Raw genomic sequence first — 14,348 nt, forward strand, 5'->3', positions numbered from 1 at the left:
TTGCTGATGAGGGTCTGAGACGAGGCCGGGCCTTCCCCCTCACTGCCGGTACTCGCGCCCCTTCCAGCTCACGCGGCCCCGCAGCGCGCGGCGGTAGACCGGCCACGCCAGCAGCGGCGTGACCGGCCCCAGCAGCCCCTCGGCCAGATCGCGGCCCCGGCGGCGGCCGGTGATCAGGTTCACCAGCGGCCGCTCCAGCAGCGAGGCCACGCGCAGCGCCCGCCAGCCGGGCACGCGCAGAAGCCAGGGCAGCGTGTACACCGCCAGGTGCGCCAGCGCGCTGAGCACCAGCAGGGGGCGCGAGCGCAGGTGCAGCGGCAGCACGTTCTTGGAAAAGCCCGTCACCGACGCCGGGTACGAGCGGTACATCCGCACGCCGATGGCGTCCTGGCCCAGCGCCACCGCCAGCCGCCCGCCACAGGCTTTCAGGTGCCGGGCGAAGCAGGTGTCGTCCAGCACCTCCTGGCGCACGGCCGTGAAGCCGCCTACCGGGTCCAGCGCCGCGCGCCGCAGCGCCATGACCTGCCCGTTCGCCATGCTCGCGGCCGGCTGCGGCAGCCCGATCAGGGGGTAGGGGAAATACGACAGCACGGCGCTGTCGACCAGGGGGGTCAGCAGCCGCTCGCCCAGGGTCTGGTTGGCCTGGCGGGGCTGCACGCTCAGCAGGTCGGCCCCCGTGCGGGAAAGCTCATGCAGGACGGCGCCCAGCGCGCCCGCGTGCCAGGTCACGTCGGCGTCGGTGAAGATCAGCACGTCGCCCGTGGCCGCGAGGAAGAGCTGCTGACAGGCCCAGGGTTTGCCGTACCAGCCGTCCGGGCGGGGCGATCCCGACACCACCCGCGCGCCCAGGCGCCGGGCGACCTGCGCCGTGTCGTCAGAGGAACCGTCGTCCAGCACGATCACCTCGTCCGCCCCCTGGGCCAGCAGGGCGGGCAGGGTCACCGCGAGGTTGGTCGCCTCGTCGCGCGCCGGTACCAGCAGCGAGACACGGGGGCGGGGCGTGGGCAGAGGAAGGGGCGTGAGCCGGGGAAAGGTCACGGCGTTCACCAGCAGCACGGCCGCCTTGGTCGCCAGCCACCCGAAGGCCAGCGAGCGGTAGAGGGAAGTCGCCCAGCCCGCCCGCCTCCTCCTCACCGGTCTCCTGTGACCAGCGTAAGCAGTCTGGAGGCCCAGTCCGGGCGAGTGTCCGGGCCGCCCTGCGCGGGCTTCCCGCTGACCCGCAGGTAGCCGGCCAGCGGCTGCTCGGGATCGCTGGCGGCCAGCTCGGCGTCCAGGGCGCGCAGCTCGGCTTCGATGCCCTGGGCCAGCTCGCCGGGCCGGGCGGCAGGGCCCACGCGCAGGTACGCCTCGGGTTTCCGGGCGCCGCGCATGACCACCCGGATGCCCACGGGCACGAGGGGCACCCCCGATTGCCGCGCGATCCAGGCGGCGCCGGGCTGCAGGGTGTCCAGCGCGCCGGCCGGCCGGATCATCCCCTCGGGAAACACGGCCACCCAGGCCCCCGCCTGCGCAGCCCGGATCGCTGGCCGCACCTCGGCCGGATACAGCGCCCCCAGCCGCCGCAGGAAGGGAAAGCGCGACAGCTGCCGCCCGGTCATCAGCACCCGGAAGTCCGCGCCTGCCCACCACGCCACCTCGCGCAGCAGGTAGCCGTCCCACCAGGAATTGTGGTTGGGCGCGAGCACGGCCCCGCCCCCAGGCCCACTGCCGGGCAGCGGCCCGCGCAGCCAGACGCCGGCCAGCTCACGGCGCACGCTGCCGCGCACGCTGGCCCGCAGCAGCGCGGTCGCCCAGGGGTGACTCGCAGACTCAGCCACGCCGCACCCGCCGGGCCAGCGCCAGCCCCCCCAGCATGGCGACCAGCGTCACCCCGGCCTCCAGATACCGCCCGACCAGCACCAGCCCGCCCGGCAGGAAGAAGGTCTCGACCGGATAGGCGACCTCGAAGCCCAGCGCCGCTCCCCTGCGCGACAGGGCCGGGCGCGGCAGCAGGCTCAGGCTCGGCCCGGCCGCCTCCGGGAAGCCCCGCGCGAACCAGGGCAGCGCCCAGGCCCACTCCGGCTGCCTGAGGCCGAACAGGTGCGGCGCCAGTCCCGTGAACAGCCACGCCAGGAAGGTGCCCACCGCCCACCAGCCCAGGAAATTCTGCAGCGGTGCCCCGGCCCACAGCCCCAGCGGGTCGCTCCATGTCCAGTAGCCCTGCGCGGTCATCAGCGGTTCCAGGCCCACGTCCCACAGCATCATCAGCAATCCCGCCAGCCAGGGCCGCCCGCCCGAGAGGCAGCTGGCGGTCAGGGTCAGCGCGAACCAGCCCAGCGGCACGATCAGCGGCACGCCCAGCAGCGTGGGGGCCGGCGCCCCGGCGTAGGTGTACTGGCCGAAGGGGACGCCCGTGCGGCTGCCCAGCACCTCGACCCCCAGGCCCACCAGAAAAGCGAGCGCCGCCATGATCAGCGCCTTGCTCAGGTTCTCGCGCTCCCACACGAACAGCAGCGCCGCCACGAACAGCGCCCCGGTGCTCGCCAGCCCCAGGATCGGAAAGCCTTCAGGCCACAGCGGAACGGGAATCTTCAGGGCCACGTACAGCGCGACCAGCCACATCCAGGGTCGGGTCTGGGCCACCAGCGTCCGGACTCTCTGGCTCAGGGTGGGCGCGAAGTTCCGTCCCAGTGAATCGCCTGCCAGTGCCAGCAGGCCGGAGAGGGGCAGCCCGAGGGCGATCAGGGCCCAGCCGGCGCGCTGGTCGGCCAGCACCAGCAGCGCCCCCAGAAAGGCCACCCCCAGCGCCGCGAAGGCCAGGCCGAAGCGGAGCAGGGTGGGGGAGAGGCGAATCATGCGGGGGATGGGCAGTGGCGATGGTCACACGCCCCCTCACCCCCAACCCCTCTCCCACGAGGGGAGAGGGGAGCACAGATTTTTTCTCCCTCTCCCCTCGTGGGAGAGGGCCGGGGTGAGGGGGCGTGTGACCCACTCAAGCTGCTTGGCACTTCTACGCTCACCTCCACCGCCCCGTCAGATCCTTCACCAGCACCCGCGCGGCGTTGCGGCCCGAGGCGCCCATGATGCCGCCGCCGGGGTGCGTGCTCGCGCCCGTCAGGTACAGCCCTTTCACGCCCGGCCAGCGGTACTGGCTGGCCTTCATCCAGGGGCGGAAGGAGAACATCTGGTCGAAGCTCATCTCCAGGTGCATCACGTTGCCCCGGTGCAGGCCGAGGTTGCTCTCCAGCCACTGCGGCGTCTGCACGAGCTCGCCCACGATGGTGTCGCGGGTGCCCGGCGCGTAGTGCTCGAAGGCATTCAGGATGCTCTCGCGGGCCTCGGCGGTGCGCGTTTCCCAGCTGCCGCTGCTCAGCTCGTAGGGGTAGTACTGCGCCCACAGCCACAGGGCCTCGCCGCCGGGGGGAGCCAGCGAGTCGTCCACGGCGGAGAAGCTCATGGCGATCAGCGGTGGGTCACTGGTCGGCTCGCCTGCCAGATACTGCCCGTAGGCCTTCATGAGCTGCTGCTCGTTCTTGATCAGCAGGCCCAGGCCCACGCGGCTGTCGGGCTCGGTGTGGTGGCGGTACTTGACCTTCTCGCTCAGGGCGAGGCGCAGCACCATGCCGAAGCCGTTGCCGACCCGCACCTGCTTTGCGGCATCCGGCACGAACTCGTCCGGCAGCGCGCCCGCCGTGGTCAGGATGTGGGCGCCCGACACGACCGCGCGGGCCGTGTAGGTCTCACCGTTTTCCAGCCGGATGCCCTGGGCCTTGCCCTCTTTCACCAGGATGTCCTTCACCGGGGCGTTCACGAAAACCTGTCCGCCGTCCGACTCGATGGCCCGCTTCAGCGCCTGGGTCAGCCCGCCGGAGCCGCCCTTGGGCCGCGCCACGCCGCCTTCGTGGTACAGCGGGTGCCAGAGTAGAAAAGGCGCGCTCAGCGGGTCGCTGGGGGGTGGGCCGCTCTGGGCCGCCATCCACACCAGGGGGGCGCGCACGCGCTCGTCGGTGAAGTACTCCTTCGCCACCTCGCCGTAGGGCTTCAGAATCCGTGGCAGCTGTTCCATCCAGTCCTTGCCCTTGCCGGAGCTGACCACCATCTTGCCCATGTCGAGCGGGCCGGGCGCTGAATTGAAGAGGTCGGCCACCGAGCGCGCGAACGGCGTCCAGTCGTCCAGAAAGCGCAGGTACGCCTCCCCCTGGCCGGGAAACAGGGCGTCGAGTTCGCGCGCCGTGCGCCCGGCGTCGCGGTGGATGAACCAGGGCGTCTCGCCGTCGTAGGCGTGGAACATCGGGTCGACCTCCAGGTAGTGCAGGCCGTGGCGGGTCAGCTCCAGCTCTTTCACCACCGGCGTCATGCGGATCAGGATGTGGGCGCTGCCGCCGTAGTCGAAGCGGTAGCCCGGCACCAGTTCCTCGGTGCTCACGGCGCCGCCGACCAGGTGCCGCCGCTCGAACACGCCGACCTTCAGGCCCGCCTTGGCCGCGTAGGCGGCGGTCACCAGCGCGTTGTGGCCCGCGCCCATCACGATCACGTCAAAATCCGGCATCTGTGGTCAGGATGGCATGGGCCGGGGAGGCGGAATTGGATGCCTCCCTCAGTTCGGCGGGGTTGCGGGCGTGTTCAGGGCAGCGAGACCGTTCGGCCCGAGGTGAAGTCCACAGTGAGCAGGAGGTCGTCGGTCGTGGTCGTCTCCACGGTGCAGCGTTCGATGGTGGCCCGCTGGTCGGGACTCAGGGTCTCCAGCGGGCAGGAACCGTTCGCCAGGGTGCCGCCCAGCTGCGCCACGGCGGCCTGCACCTGGATCCGGCGGGCGACCGCCTGCTCGCTGGCCCGGACGGCTTTCGTCCGCGCTGCCAGCAGGTTCGGGATCAGGACGGCGGCCAGGATGCCGGTCAGCATGAAGCCCAGGAAGGCGTGCCCCAGGATCAGTGCGAGCTTGATGGGCCGTTCCAGCTGGGGGCGGAAGTGCCGATCCTGACCCTCCGCATAGACCCGCCCGAAGTGCACCAGCATGACCACGAAGCCGATCAGCGGCAGGATCAGTGGGATCGGCGTCCCGGTCGCCGCCGCAAGAATCCCCGCCACGACGTTCAGGCCGCACAGCACGGCGAACCAGCCCAGGTGCCAGCCCCAGCGCCCGATATAAGTGAAGCCGGCGCCGGGCAGGACGATGTTCAGCAGGTACCCCAGAGCCGCGTTCGGGGCGGTGGCTATCCGGGCCGGGGCAGCGAGCATGTCTTCGGGAAAGGTCACGCCTCAGCGTAGGCGAAATATGAAGGTGGCATGAAGGCAGCTGCGGCAGCCCCCGCCGGGTGATGCGCCACAACGCTGATGCCTGGGCCGCCTTCGGGGGCGCACCCTGGAGCCATGTCCGCCTTTACCGTCCGCCGCCTGCGCCCTGGCGACGAGGGGGCGCTGGAGTACGTCGCCCGCGAGGAAACCGACTTCACGGACGAGGCCCCCAGCCCGCCACTCGCCCCTGCGGACGCCCGCGCCTATCTCTCCGACCCCCACGTCTGGCACTGGCACGCCGAGGACGACTCCGGGCAGCCGGTGGGCTTCCTGATGGCGTATGTCCACCGGCAGCGGCACGGTTCCGCCCTGCACGTGATGTTCGACGAGATCGGCGTGCGGGAGGCATGGCGGCGCCGGGGCGTGGGGCGGGCGCTGCTGGCCGCCCTGCATGGCCAGATGCGTGAAGCGGGCATCGGGGAGGTCTGGGTGCTGGCGGACAATCCGGAGGCGCAGGCGTTCTATGAGGCCTGCGGCTACGAGGTCGATGAGCTGCAGGGCGTGATGCTGACCCGCGAGGTGTCCGACAGAAGCGAGTAAGAAACGGGGGGCTACGCTGCCCCCATGTTCGGACGCCGCGTGCCCCCCCAGATCGTGTTCATGTTCAGCGTGGTGCTGGCGCTGCTGTGTGCCATCGGGGCGGTTGCGACGCTGCGTGCTGGAAATTGGGTCTGGTTCGCCATTCTGGGCGGATTGACCGTGTGGTTCACCGTGGACGCCGTGCGCTCCTACGGCTGGGCCCGGAACAAGAAACGCCTGGACGCCGAGAAGGCGGCCCAGAACGCCCGGCACCATCCCCAGCGCTGAGCGGCAGGATCAGCCCCGCCTGACCCAGAACCGCATCGGCTTGGGCGTGTCGTGGTCTTCCCCCACGTCCTGCCAGCTCAGGGTGGTGTGCAGATCCGGGCGCTCGGTGTAGCCACGCGCGGCCCAGAAGGCGTGCAACGAGCGGTAGGGCGTGGGCCGGGCCGGGTGATCCTCGGGGCGCTGCACGGCGCAGAAGGCCGTGGTGCCCAGGCCCAGGCGCCGGGCGTGCGCCTCGCGCTGGTCGAAGAAGGCGTGCCCCAGGCCGCGGCCCCGGTACTCGGCCCTCAGCACGCTCTCGCCCAGATACAGGATGTCGGCCGGGTCGAACTCGGGCGGGCCGATGGGTGTGCGGATCTGCGGCGTCTCCTGGATCAGCGGCAGGGCGCTGCTCGCCCCGACCACCTCCGCGCCGTCGCGGGCCAGCACGATCAGGGCGTCGGGGGCGTCCAGGTAGGTCTGCAAGTAGCGCTCCTCGTATTCGGCGCTGCCGTCGTAGAGGTAGGGAAAGGCCCGGAAGACCAGGATCCGCAGGCGGGCCAGATCGGGCAGGAAGGGGCTCAGTTCGGGGCCGCTGAGGGCCGTGACGCTCAGGCTCAAGCGCCGGCCACCTGCCGTGTCCAGTCGGCCAGGTTGTAGTAGTTGGTCACGCGGGCGATCTTTCCGTCGCGGATCTCGAAGAAGGCACCCACCGGCAGCACGTAACGCTGTCCCCGCGCCTCGGGCAGCCCCTCGTCGGTCTCCAGGTACTCGCCGTGGATCACGAACTCGGCGGCGGCGCGCGTGCCGTCCTCGCTGACCAGCACGACCAGATCCTCGGCGCGCTCGCGGTAGTGGACGTCCATCCTGGCCAGGAAGGCGCGGAAAGCGTCCAGGCCGGTCTGCGCCCTGCCCTCGTTGATGTCGTGGCGGACATCGTCGGTCAGCAGGGCCAGCATGTCCGGGGCCGAGCCTTCGTTGAAGGCGGCGTAATAGCGTTGCACGAGGGTCTGGGAGGAGGCGGGGCTCATGCCCCCAGGATAAAGCGGGCCCGGCCTTTGGATTTCGGCCACCCTTCCCTCAGGTCAAGGTAGGCTCAGTGACCATTCATGATCCAGAGGATGATGGGAGACAGAGTCCTGACAAAGGGGGGGCCACGGCCGCGCGCTGGGGGATTGCAGCGCCCACACGGCCTGAGTTCTGCTACTTTAAGAGCAAATTAAAAGTCTTAACGCGTCCGGTGTCGTCACCAGGGCGCTGACCAACGGAGGAACGCCCGCGTGAAATCAATGCGTTACATCATCACCCGCCCCTGCCTGCAGGAAGGCAGCCTCCGCCTCCTCAAGTACCTGGAATCCACCTTCCCCACCAGCGGCCCGGCGGTGTTCCTGGATGACAAGGGTGATGAGCACGCCGTACAGGTCGACCGCGAACGGGGCCGGGTCTGGGGACTGGGGGCCGTGTACCACGCGCAGCACCTCAACGTGAACGATGTCCTGATGATCACCTCGCTGGCCCCGGCCCGTTATCAGGTCGAGGCCATCGTCAAGCCCCACGCGGTGCCGCCCGCTCCGCGCCGTGAGTACCAGACCCCCACCGAAACGCGCCGGGTGGTGATCTCTTCGACCCCCCACGTCCGCGAAGTGCGGATGCAGGAGGTGCGCCCCGTGCCGCCCACGCCGAGCGAGCTGAACGGCGAGCCGCGCCCGGCCGATGCCCGCCCAGCTGACGCCCGCGTGCCGGCGGAGGCCCGCGCCGAGTCCCCACGGAACGAGTCGGCCCGCGGTGAGTCGGCCCGTCCCGCCGCCGAGACGGCTCGTGGCCCGGCCCCGGCTCCCGCGCCCGCCCCGTCCCGCTCGGTGGATGTGCGCTTCCCGGAGGGAGGGCCGGCGTCCGGCCGGATCGAGAGCGCGCTGGGGGCCGGGCCCGCCCTGCGGCCCACTCCGGCGCCCCGCCCCATTCCCGCCGAGGCCGAGGCGCAGCTGGGTGAACTCGCCCGCCTGACCGGCTACCGGCTGGAAGAACTCGGCGGCGGGGTGATCCAGCTGCGGGCCGAACTGGGCACGCACGCCTACACCGTGCTGGTGGCCCGCGACGACGCCGCGCGCCGCAGTCCGGCCTGGAGCGAGCCGGCCGATTACCGCGTGCAGATTACGTCCGAGCTGGAGCGCCCCGAAGCCGTGGCACGCCTGACCCGCGAGGCGCTGGTCGCGCTGATCGAACATGCCCGGCTGGCGCCGCTCTCGCCGGTCGATCTGCGGGGCTACTGGAAGGCCGGCGGCGTCGATCTGGAATCGGCCGCCAGCGTGGCCGAACTCGTCAGCTCTCACCTCGCGCAGCGTGGGGCCTTCTCGTTCGTGCTGCTCACCCTGGCGCAGCAGCCGGCCCACAGCGTGGTCAGCGTGCAGCGGCTGGCCGAGCGGCTGGGCAGCGGCGTGAACTTCGCCGAACTGGGCAGCATCCTCGATACCCTGAGCCGCGCTCCCTTCCTGGCCCTGACGCCCCTGCCGGGCGGCCAGTACCTGCTGCGCGTGGGCGTGGGCGACCTGCTCACCGACATGGCCGAGTACGCCGACGGGGTGCGCCGCCGCGTGCGGACGCCGGTCAGGCGCGATCAGGTGCTGGTCTAAGCCCCGCCCGTCCCGGCGCCCACCCTCCACCGGGCCTTCGCCCACCTTCCCTCCGTCACCGCGCCCCTACACTGGCGCGGTGACGGACTTTGGCGCGCCAGGACAGACCACGGCTCCCCATGAGCTGCCGGCCCTGCGCCGGGCCCTGCTGGAGTGGTTCGACGCCTCGGGCCGCGAGCTGCCCTGGCGCGCGGGGCCGGAGGGGGGCCGCGACCCCTACCGCGTGTGGGTGGCGGAAATCCTGCTGCAGCAGACCCAGGTGGCGCGCGGGCTGGGCTACTACGAGCGCTTTCTGGACGCCTTCCCGGACGTGCACGCCCTGGCCGCCGCGCCCGAGGCCGAGGTGCTCAAGGCCTGGGAGGGCTGCGGCTACTACGCCCGCGCCCGCAACCTGCGCCGCGCCGCCCAGATCGTGGCCGCGCAGGGCTTTCCCGGCAGCTCCGAGGGCTGGCTGGCGCTGCCGGGGGTGGGGCCGTACACCGCCGCCGCGATCTCCAGTCTGGCCCACGGCGAGGCGAAGGCCGTGAACGACGGCAACGTGCGCCGGGTGCTCTCCCGCCTGTCGGCCCAGCCGGCGCCCACAGAGCGCTGGGTGCAGGCCCGCGCCGACGCCCTGCTCGACCCGGCCCGGCCCGGTGCCTGGAACGAGGCGCTCATGGATCTCGGGGCGACCGTCTGTACCCCCAGGGCGCCCCGCTGTGGCCTGTGCCCCCTGGCCGCCTTCTGCGCGGCGCGGGCCAGCGGCGATCCGGCGGCGTACCCCGCCCCGAAGGTGCGCGCCGCCGTGCAGGAACGGCGCGCGGTGGCCCTGCTGATCGGCGACGCGCAGGAGGCGGTGCTGGAGCGGCGCACGGGCAGGCTGCTGGGCGGCCTGATGGGCCTGCCGGCCGAGGAGGTCGGGGCGGGGGAGAGCCCACGGCAGGCCCTGGAGCGGCTGTGTGCCCGGCTGCACGTGCAGGCCGGCCCGCTTCTCGGGCAGGTCGTCCACACCATGACCCACCGGCGGATCGTGCTGGAGGTCGTCCGGGGCCATGCCCTGCCCGCTGCCCGGCTGTCGGCCCAGCCCGTGGCCAAAGCCGCCCTCTCGCGGCTCGATCAGAAGGCGCTGGCCCTGGTGGCGCAGCGTCAGGACTCGCTGTTCGTCCTGTGAGCCGCAGGGCGCTTGGGTGCCCAGGGGCGGCCGCGGGGGCCGCTCCCGGCGCCGCGCACCTTTGTGTGGACGCTGGACGCGCGGCCCAGGCGCTAGACTGACCCCGCTTATGAGTCGCAAGCCCGTGAAAGCCGCTGTCCGTACCCTCCAGAAAACACGGACGGCCGCGCGCGGCGCCCTGCTCTGGGGCTACGAGCAGCGTCTGGCACGCGAGGTCGGCTCGCACGGCAAGCTGCCCCGGCACCTGGGCCTGATCCTGGACGGCAACCGCCGCTTCGCGCGCGCCGCCGGGATGCAGCGCGAGGTCGGCCACTCCTTCGGGGCCGAGAAGGCCCACGAGGTCTTGCAGTGGTGCCTGGAACTGGGCATTCCCGCCGCGACCATCTGGGTGCTCTCCACCGACAACGCCAGCCGCGACCCCGAGGAAATCGCGCACATCCTGAAGCTGCTGGAGCAGGAGGCGCGCAAGCTGGCCACCGATCCGCGCATCCACTCCAACGGGGTGCGGGTGCGCGCCATCGGGCAGCACGATCAGTTTCCGCCCACGGTGCTCGACGCCCTGCGGGAGCTGGAGCAGAAGACGGCGCACTACCAGGGGATGCGCCTGAACATCGCGGTGGGCTACGGCGGGCGCGAGGAGATCGTGGACGCGGTCAAGGCCCACCTGCAGACCCAGGCGCAGGCCGGGGCCAGCCTGTCCGAGGTGGCGGCGGCCCTGCAGCCCGAGCACATCAGCGCGCACCTCTACACGGCCGACACCCCCGATCCGGACTTCATCATCCGCACCAGCGGCGAGATCCGCCTCTCGGGTTTCATGCTCTGGCAGAGCGTGTACTCCGAATACTACTTCTGCGACGTGTACTGGCCGGGATTCCGCCGGGTGGACTTCCTGCGGGCGCTGCGCGACTTCCAGGGCCGCGACCGCCGCTTCGGCAAATAGCGCGTTCTCCGTGGCACGAACAGGCATAGGTTTAGCCGAGAGCAACGGTTCAGACGCCACTACCCAGCCCGACTGCCCGCCCGGCTTCCAGACCTCCGGGTGGGGGGTCACTCCGGCTGCCCTGTCCCACCACAGGCCCCGGACAGTGTGAGAACGGCCGTGGATGAAGGGTCTGTCAGCTTGCCGCTCCAATTGCCTGTCAAGCCGAACTGAGACCCCACCCGTCGGGGGGAAAAATGAAGATGGCGCTCCGGCCCGAGGTGGCCTTGGGGCGGTACAGAAATGTCGAAAATTCGTGTTTAGGGGCGGATTCAGTGGGCGCGCCGGGGAGCGGACGCGGGCCTGGAACAGACCACGTGAAAACCGAAATTGATGCTGCTCGACGGCAGATGTAAGTGGAGCGTAAGACCGCCATCCTTAAGGTCTGCTTATGTGCGGCCCCCACGTTTTCTCACCTCGCTCTCAGGTCGACCCGTCGTCTACCCGCGCACTGAAGGACTTCTTATGAAAAGAAACGTAATGCTGTTCACCCTGCTCCTCGGGAGCGCCCTGGCGCAGAGCCCAAGCCCCATCAGCCTGAATCTGGTCATGTCGCTGGTCAAGAACGTCACGGTCGGCGGCAAGGTCACCGAGCAGGTCGTTGCCAGCCCCAAGAGCGTGTTCCCGGGCGACGTCATCAGCCAGACCGTCACGGTGCGCAACAACACGGGCAAGGCCATCCAGAACGTGCCCGTCAAGCTGCCGGTGCCCAAGAGCACGTCCTACTTGGCGGCCGAGCGTGGCCTGAACGTGGTGCGCGCCGAGTATTCCATCGACGGCGGCCAGACGTTCGCGGCGGCCCCGCTGAAAAAGACCGTGACCGTGGTCGAGAACGGCAAGAGCGTCCGCAAGGAAGTCGAGGTCAAGCCGAACGAATACACCGCTGTGCGCTGGGTCATCGGCGAACTCGCGGCCGGCCAGAGCCTGAAGCTCGGCTACCGCGTCCAGGTCAAGTAAGTCAAGGACTGCCGGCTGATCCAGGCCGGCCTGTCAACCCAGCTCAGCTCACCGCGCAGGCCGATATGGCCTGGGCCAGGAGGAACATACTGTGAACACCACCCCCCGAGTCCTCGCCCTGATGGCCGCGCTTGCCGCTGGTACGGCCGCTGCCGCGACGACCAACACCACCGCCGGCCAGATCATCACCAACCAGGCCACCGCCACCTTCACCGACCCCACCACCCTGGCCGCCGCCACGCCCATCGTCTCGAACACGGTTCAGACGGTCGTGCTGCCCAAGCCCGGCTTCGACATCCAGTACGCCGACGGCAGCGCCGACAACACCACCGCCACGGCGCCCGCGCCCAGCTTCGACAAGACCGGCGTGCTGCCGGGCACCACCGTGACCACCGGCTACGTGGTCGTGAACACCGGGAACGTGAACGGCTACGTGGTGAACCTCGCCGCCGACAGTACCGGCGGCAACGCCCCGCAGGACGTCAAGTACTACCTGGACGCCAACAACGACGGCGTGCCGGATTCCTCGACCCCGGTCACCTCGGTCACCCTGAACGCCGACAATCCCAACACGCCGGCCGATGAAGGCATCGTGCGTATCCTGCAGGTCATCACGGTGGCCAGCACGGCGGGCACCGGCGCGCAGTACTCGGCCAGCCCGGCCGGAACGGCGCCCAGCGGCAGCGTGTCGGCCACCGACACCTCGACCGGGATCACCACCGCGTATCCCTATGCTGCATTGACCGAAGCGCAGGCTAACCCGGCCAGCACCAACGGCGACCTGCAGTACACCCGGGTCACGGTCTTCACGCCCACGGTCACGAACGCCCCCGCCGACGGCGACCCGGCCACCGCCGGCCAGCAGACCCCCACCACCACGGTGGTCGTGCCGCCCTCGGCCTCCACGGTCATCGACCCGAACAACCCCACCTCGGCCCCCGGCACGCCCAGCAGCCCCAGCGATCCCACCCAGCCCGGCTACACCGATCCGCCCGTGGCCGGCAGCACCGGCGCCGTGGCCGTGACCGTGGTCGGCAACGTGCAGACCGCGTACCCGCCCGCCGACACCAACGCCGCCGCCGACGCCGTGAACTTCAAGAACACGGTCACCACGCCCGCCGGCTCGCCGGCCGACACCGTCAACCTGTTCCCGGTCAACCCGGCCCTGAACGTCGGCGACGCTGGCTACGGCGCGCCGTACGGTACCAACAACGGCGACGGCTCCTTCACCCTGCCCGACGGCACGGTCGTGCGGTTCCTGAACGCCGACGGCAGCGCGCCCACCCTGGTCACCTCGCCGGTCGACGGCAAGGCCTACCCGGTGGTCAGCGTGCCCGCCGGCGGCGCCACGGTGAGCTACATCACGCAGGTGGTCTACCCCGATTCCAACAGCCTGACCAATCCCACGCCCATCACGGTGGTCGTCGGCGCCGACTCCGGCAACGACTACAACCTGATCGCCGACGGCACGACCACCGACAAGGTGCTGCCGCCCGCCCTGCAGTTCGGGGACTCCAACGGCGTGCAGACCCCGCCCACCGCCGACGCCAGCGCCCAGCCCAGCGAGACCGTCACCCCCGGGGCGGCCGTGAGCACCGGCACGCCGACTCCCGGCATGACCACCGACAGCTCGGCCGTGTTCCCCATGGACATCGCCAACCCCGGCGAGTACGGCGATACCTACACCCTCTCGGGCAGCGTGCTGGTACCCCTCTCGAACGGCACGACCGCCACGGTGCCCGTGAAGTATGTGGACGCCAGCGGCACGGAACTGCCCAAGAACGCGGCCGGACAGTACATCACCCCGGTGGTGGACGCCAACGCCGAGTACAGGGTCTACGCCGTGGTCGACATCCCGTCCAACGCCCGCCTGACCCTGCCCGGCTCGCCCCTGAGCGTGCAGCAGACGGTGACCAGCAACTACAGCAACATCACCCTGCAGGACACCAACGACCTGATCCGGGTCGGGGCGATCGGCGGGATCACGGTCGACAAGTACCAGGCCGTGGGCGCCGCCCCCAGCCAGACCGCCGCGGGCAAGACCATCAAGACCGCGCTGCCCGGCGAGACCATCAACTACGCCATCGTGGCCCGCAACTCCTACAACGACGCGGTCAAGAACTTCGTGCTCAGCGACGTGAGCGGCGGCTCGACCAACGTCTACGCCTTCACGACCTTCCAGGGCGCGGGTGTGGTGCTCAGCGGCTTCGGCGCCTACCCCAGTGCCCAGGCGCTCTACCGCTTGAACGGCGGCGCCTCCTTCTCGGCCAGCGTTCCCGCCGCCGGCTCCGTGACCAGCGGCCTGGAAGTGGCCGTCGACTCGAACGGCGACGGCGTGTTCAACAGTGCGGACGTCTTCCCCTCGGGCGCCAGCATCACCCTGAACATCTCCGCTCAGGTCAAGTAAGCCTCCGGAGTGGCGCGCACTGTCTTCGGGCAGGGCGCGCCACTGCGGCCCAGGATTCCAGCCCACGACCACAACATGAGAACCCCCGTTTGATGCTCCGCCCCTTTGCTCCTGCCACCCTGCCCCCGCGCTGTTCCGCCTCCTTGCTCTGCCTTTCGCCTGAGCGCC

Annotated in this window: 14 protein-coding genes; 7 read left to right on the forward strand and 7 right to left on the reverse strand. The window is 70.7% G+C overall.

What is annotated here, in order from left to right:
- Nucleotides 1-39 precede the first annotated feature (39 nt).
- The 5 genes from CVO96_RS09840 to CVO96_RS09860 form a co-directional block, all read right to left on the reverse strand.
- A complete protein-coding gene (locus tag CVO96_RS09840) occupies nt 40-1,134 on the reverse strand; it encodes a glycosyltransferase family 2 protein (protein ID WP_243398273.1) in 1,095 nt (364 codons plus the stop codon).
- Nucleotides 1,131-1,817 (reverse strand): lysophospholipid acyltransferase family protein, encoded by a 687-nt coding sequence (locus CVO96_RS09845; RefSeq protein ID WP_243398274.1) that lies wholly within the window; start codon nt 1,815-1,817, stop codon nt 1,131-1,133. The genes CVO96_RS09840 and CVO96_RS09845 overlap by 4 nt, the downstream gene beginning before the upstream one ends.
- Nucleotides 1,810-2,835: a carotenoid biosynthesis protein gene (locus CVO96_RS09850; protein ID WP_103312076.1), complete on the reverse strand. Its 1,026-nt coding sequence runs from the start codon at nt 2,833-2,835 to the stop codon at nt 1,810-1,812. The genes CVO96_RS09845 and CVO96_RS09850 overlap by 8 nt, the downstream gene beginning before the upstream one ends.
- 160 nt (nt 2,836-2,995) lie before the next feature.
- Nucleotides 2,996-4,528: a phytoene desaturase family protein gene (locus tag CVO96_RS09855; RefSeq protein WP_103312077.1), complete on the reverse strand. Its 1,533-nt coding sequence runs from the start codon at nt 4,526-4,528 to the stop codon at nt 2,996-2,998.
- Nucleotides 4,529-4,602: 74 nt separating this feature from the next.
- Nucleotides 4,603-5,235 (reverse strand): hypothetical protein, encoded by a 633-nt coding sequence (locus CVO96_RS09860; RefSeq protein ID WP_103312078.1) that lies wholly within the window; start codon nt 5,233-5,235, stop codon nt 4,603-4,605.
- Between the two features lie 114 nt (nt 5,236-5,349).
- Between CVO96_RS09860 and CVO96_RS09865 the strand changes: the two genes are divergently transcribed.
- Nucleotides 5,350-5,814 (forward strand): GNAT family N-acetyltransferase, encoded by a 465-nt coding sequence (locus CVO96_RS09865; RefSeq protein WP_165795265.1) that lies wholly within the window; start codon nt 5,350-5,352, stop codon nt 5,812-5,814.
- Between the two features lie 24 nt (nt 5,815-5,838).
- Complete coding sequence (locus tag CVO96_RS09870; protein ID WP_103312080.1) at nt 5,839-6,081, forward strand: hypothetical protein; 243 nt, start codon at nt 5,839-5,841, stop codon at nt 6,079-6,081.
- 9 nt (nt 6,082-6,090) lie between these two features.
- Here the strand turns inward: CVO96_RS09870 and CVO96_RS09875 are convergent, their stop codons facing one another.
- On the reverse strand, nt 6,091-6,678 hold the full coding sequence (locus tag CVO96_RS09875; RefSeq protein WP_103312081.1) for a GNAT family N-acetyltransferase: 588 nt from the start codon (nt 6,676-6,678) through the stop codon (nt 6,091-6,093).
- Complete coding sequence (locus CVO96_RS09880) at nt 6,675-7,088, reverse strand: ketosteroid isomerase-related protein (protein ID WP_103312082.1); 414 nt, start codon at nt 7,086-7,088, stop codon at nt 6,675-6,677. Before CVO96_RS09880 ends, CVO96_RS09875 begins: the two co-directional genes overlap by 4 nt.
- 258 nt (nt 7,089-7,346) lie before the next feature.
- Between CVO96_RS09880 and CVO96_RS09885 the strand changes: the two genes are divergently transcribed.
- The 5 genes from CVO96_RS09885 to CVO96_RS09905 all read left to right on the forward strand — a co-directional run bounded on the left by CVO96_RS09885 (nt 7,347) and on the right by CVO96_RS09905 (nt 14,180).
- Nucleotides 7,347-8,687 carry a hypothetical protein gene (locus CVO96_RS09885; protein WP_103312083.1) on the forward strand — a complete coding sequence of 447 codons (1,341 nt, stop codon included), beginning with the start codon at nt 7,347-7,349 and terminating at the stop codon, nt 8,685-8,687.
- Between the two features lie 79 nt (nt 8,688-8,766).
- The gene (gene mutY / locus CVO96_RS09890; RefSeq protein ID WP_103312084.1) at nt 8,767-9,837 is read left to right on the forward strand and encodes an A/G-specific adenine glycosylase; all 1,071 of its coding nucleotides are present in this window, start codon (nt 8,767-8,769) and stop codon (nt 9,835-9,837) included.
- A 109-nt stretch (nt 9,838-9,946) separates the two neighbouring features.
- Nucleotides 9,947-10,777: an isoprenyl transferase gene (locus CVO96_RS09895; protein WP_103312085.1), complete on the forward strand. Its 831-nt coding sequence runs from the start codon at nt 9,947-9,949 to the stop codon at nt 10,775-10,777.
- Nucleotides 10,778-11,281: 504 nt separating this feature from the next.
- On the forward strand, nt 11,282-11,773 hold the full coding sequence (locus tag CVO96_RS09900; protein WP_103312086.1) for a hypothetical protein: 492 nt from the start codon (nt 11,282-11,284) through the stop codon (nt 11,771-11,773).
- Between the two features lie 91 nt (nt 11,774-11,864).
- Nucleotides 11,865-14,180 (forward strand): hypothetical protein, encoded by a 2,316-nt coding sequence (locus CVO96_RS09905; RefSeq protein WP_103312087.1) that lies wholly within the window; start codon nt 11,865-11,867, stop codon nt 14,178-14,180.
- The last annotated feature ends 168 nt before the right edge of the window (nt 14,181-14,348 follow it).

The sequence above is a fragment of the Deinococcus koreensis genome (genome assembly GCF_002901445.1).
In the GTDB taxonomy this organism is placed as follows: Bacteria; Deinococcota; Deinococci; order Deinococcales; family Deinococcaceae; genus Deinococcus; species Deinococcus koreensis.

Coding starts and splice junctions, on each gene's coding strand:
- CVO96_RS09850 (WP_103312076.1), bottom strand. CDS start 2,835: ATGATTCGCCTCTCCCCCACCCTGCTCCGCTTCGGCCTGGCCTTCGCG.
- CVO96_RS09855 (WP_103312077.1), bottom strand. CDS start 4,528: ATGCCGGATTTTGACGTGATCGTGATGGGCGCGGGCCACAACGCGCTG.
- CVO96_RS09865 (WP_165795265.1), top strand. CDS start 5,350: ATGTCCGCCTTTACCGTCCGCCGCCTGCGCCCTGGCGACGAGGGGGCG.
- CVO96_RS09870 (WP_103312080.1), top strand. CDS start 5,839: ATGTTCGGACGCCGCGTGCCCCCCCAGATCGTGTTCATGTTCAGCGTG.
- CVO96_RS09880 (WP_103312082.1), bottom strand. CDS start 7,088: ATGAGCCCCGCCTCCTCCCAGACCCTCGTGCAACGCTATTACGCCGCC.
- CVO96_RS09885 (WP_103312083.1), top strand. CDS start 7,347: ATGCGTTACATCATCACCCGCCCCTGCCTGCAGGAAGGCAGCCTCCGC.
- CVO96_RS09895 (WP_103312085.1), top strand. CDS start 9,947: ATGAGTCGCAAGCCCGTGAAAGCCGCTGTCCGTACCCTCCAGAAAACA.
- CVO96_RS09900 (WP_103312086.1), top strand. CDS start 11,282: ATGAAAAGAAACGTAATGCTGTTCACCCTGCTCCTCGGGAGCGCCCTG.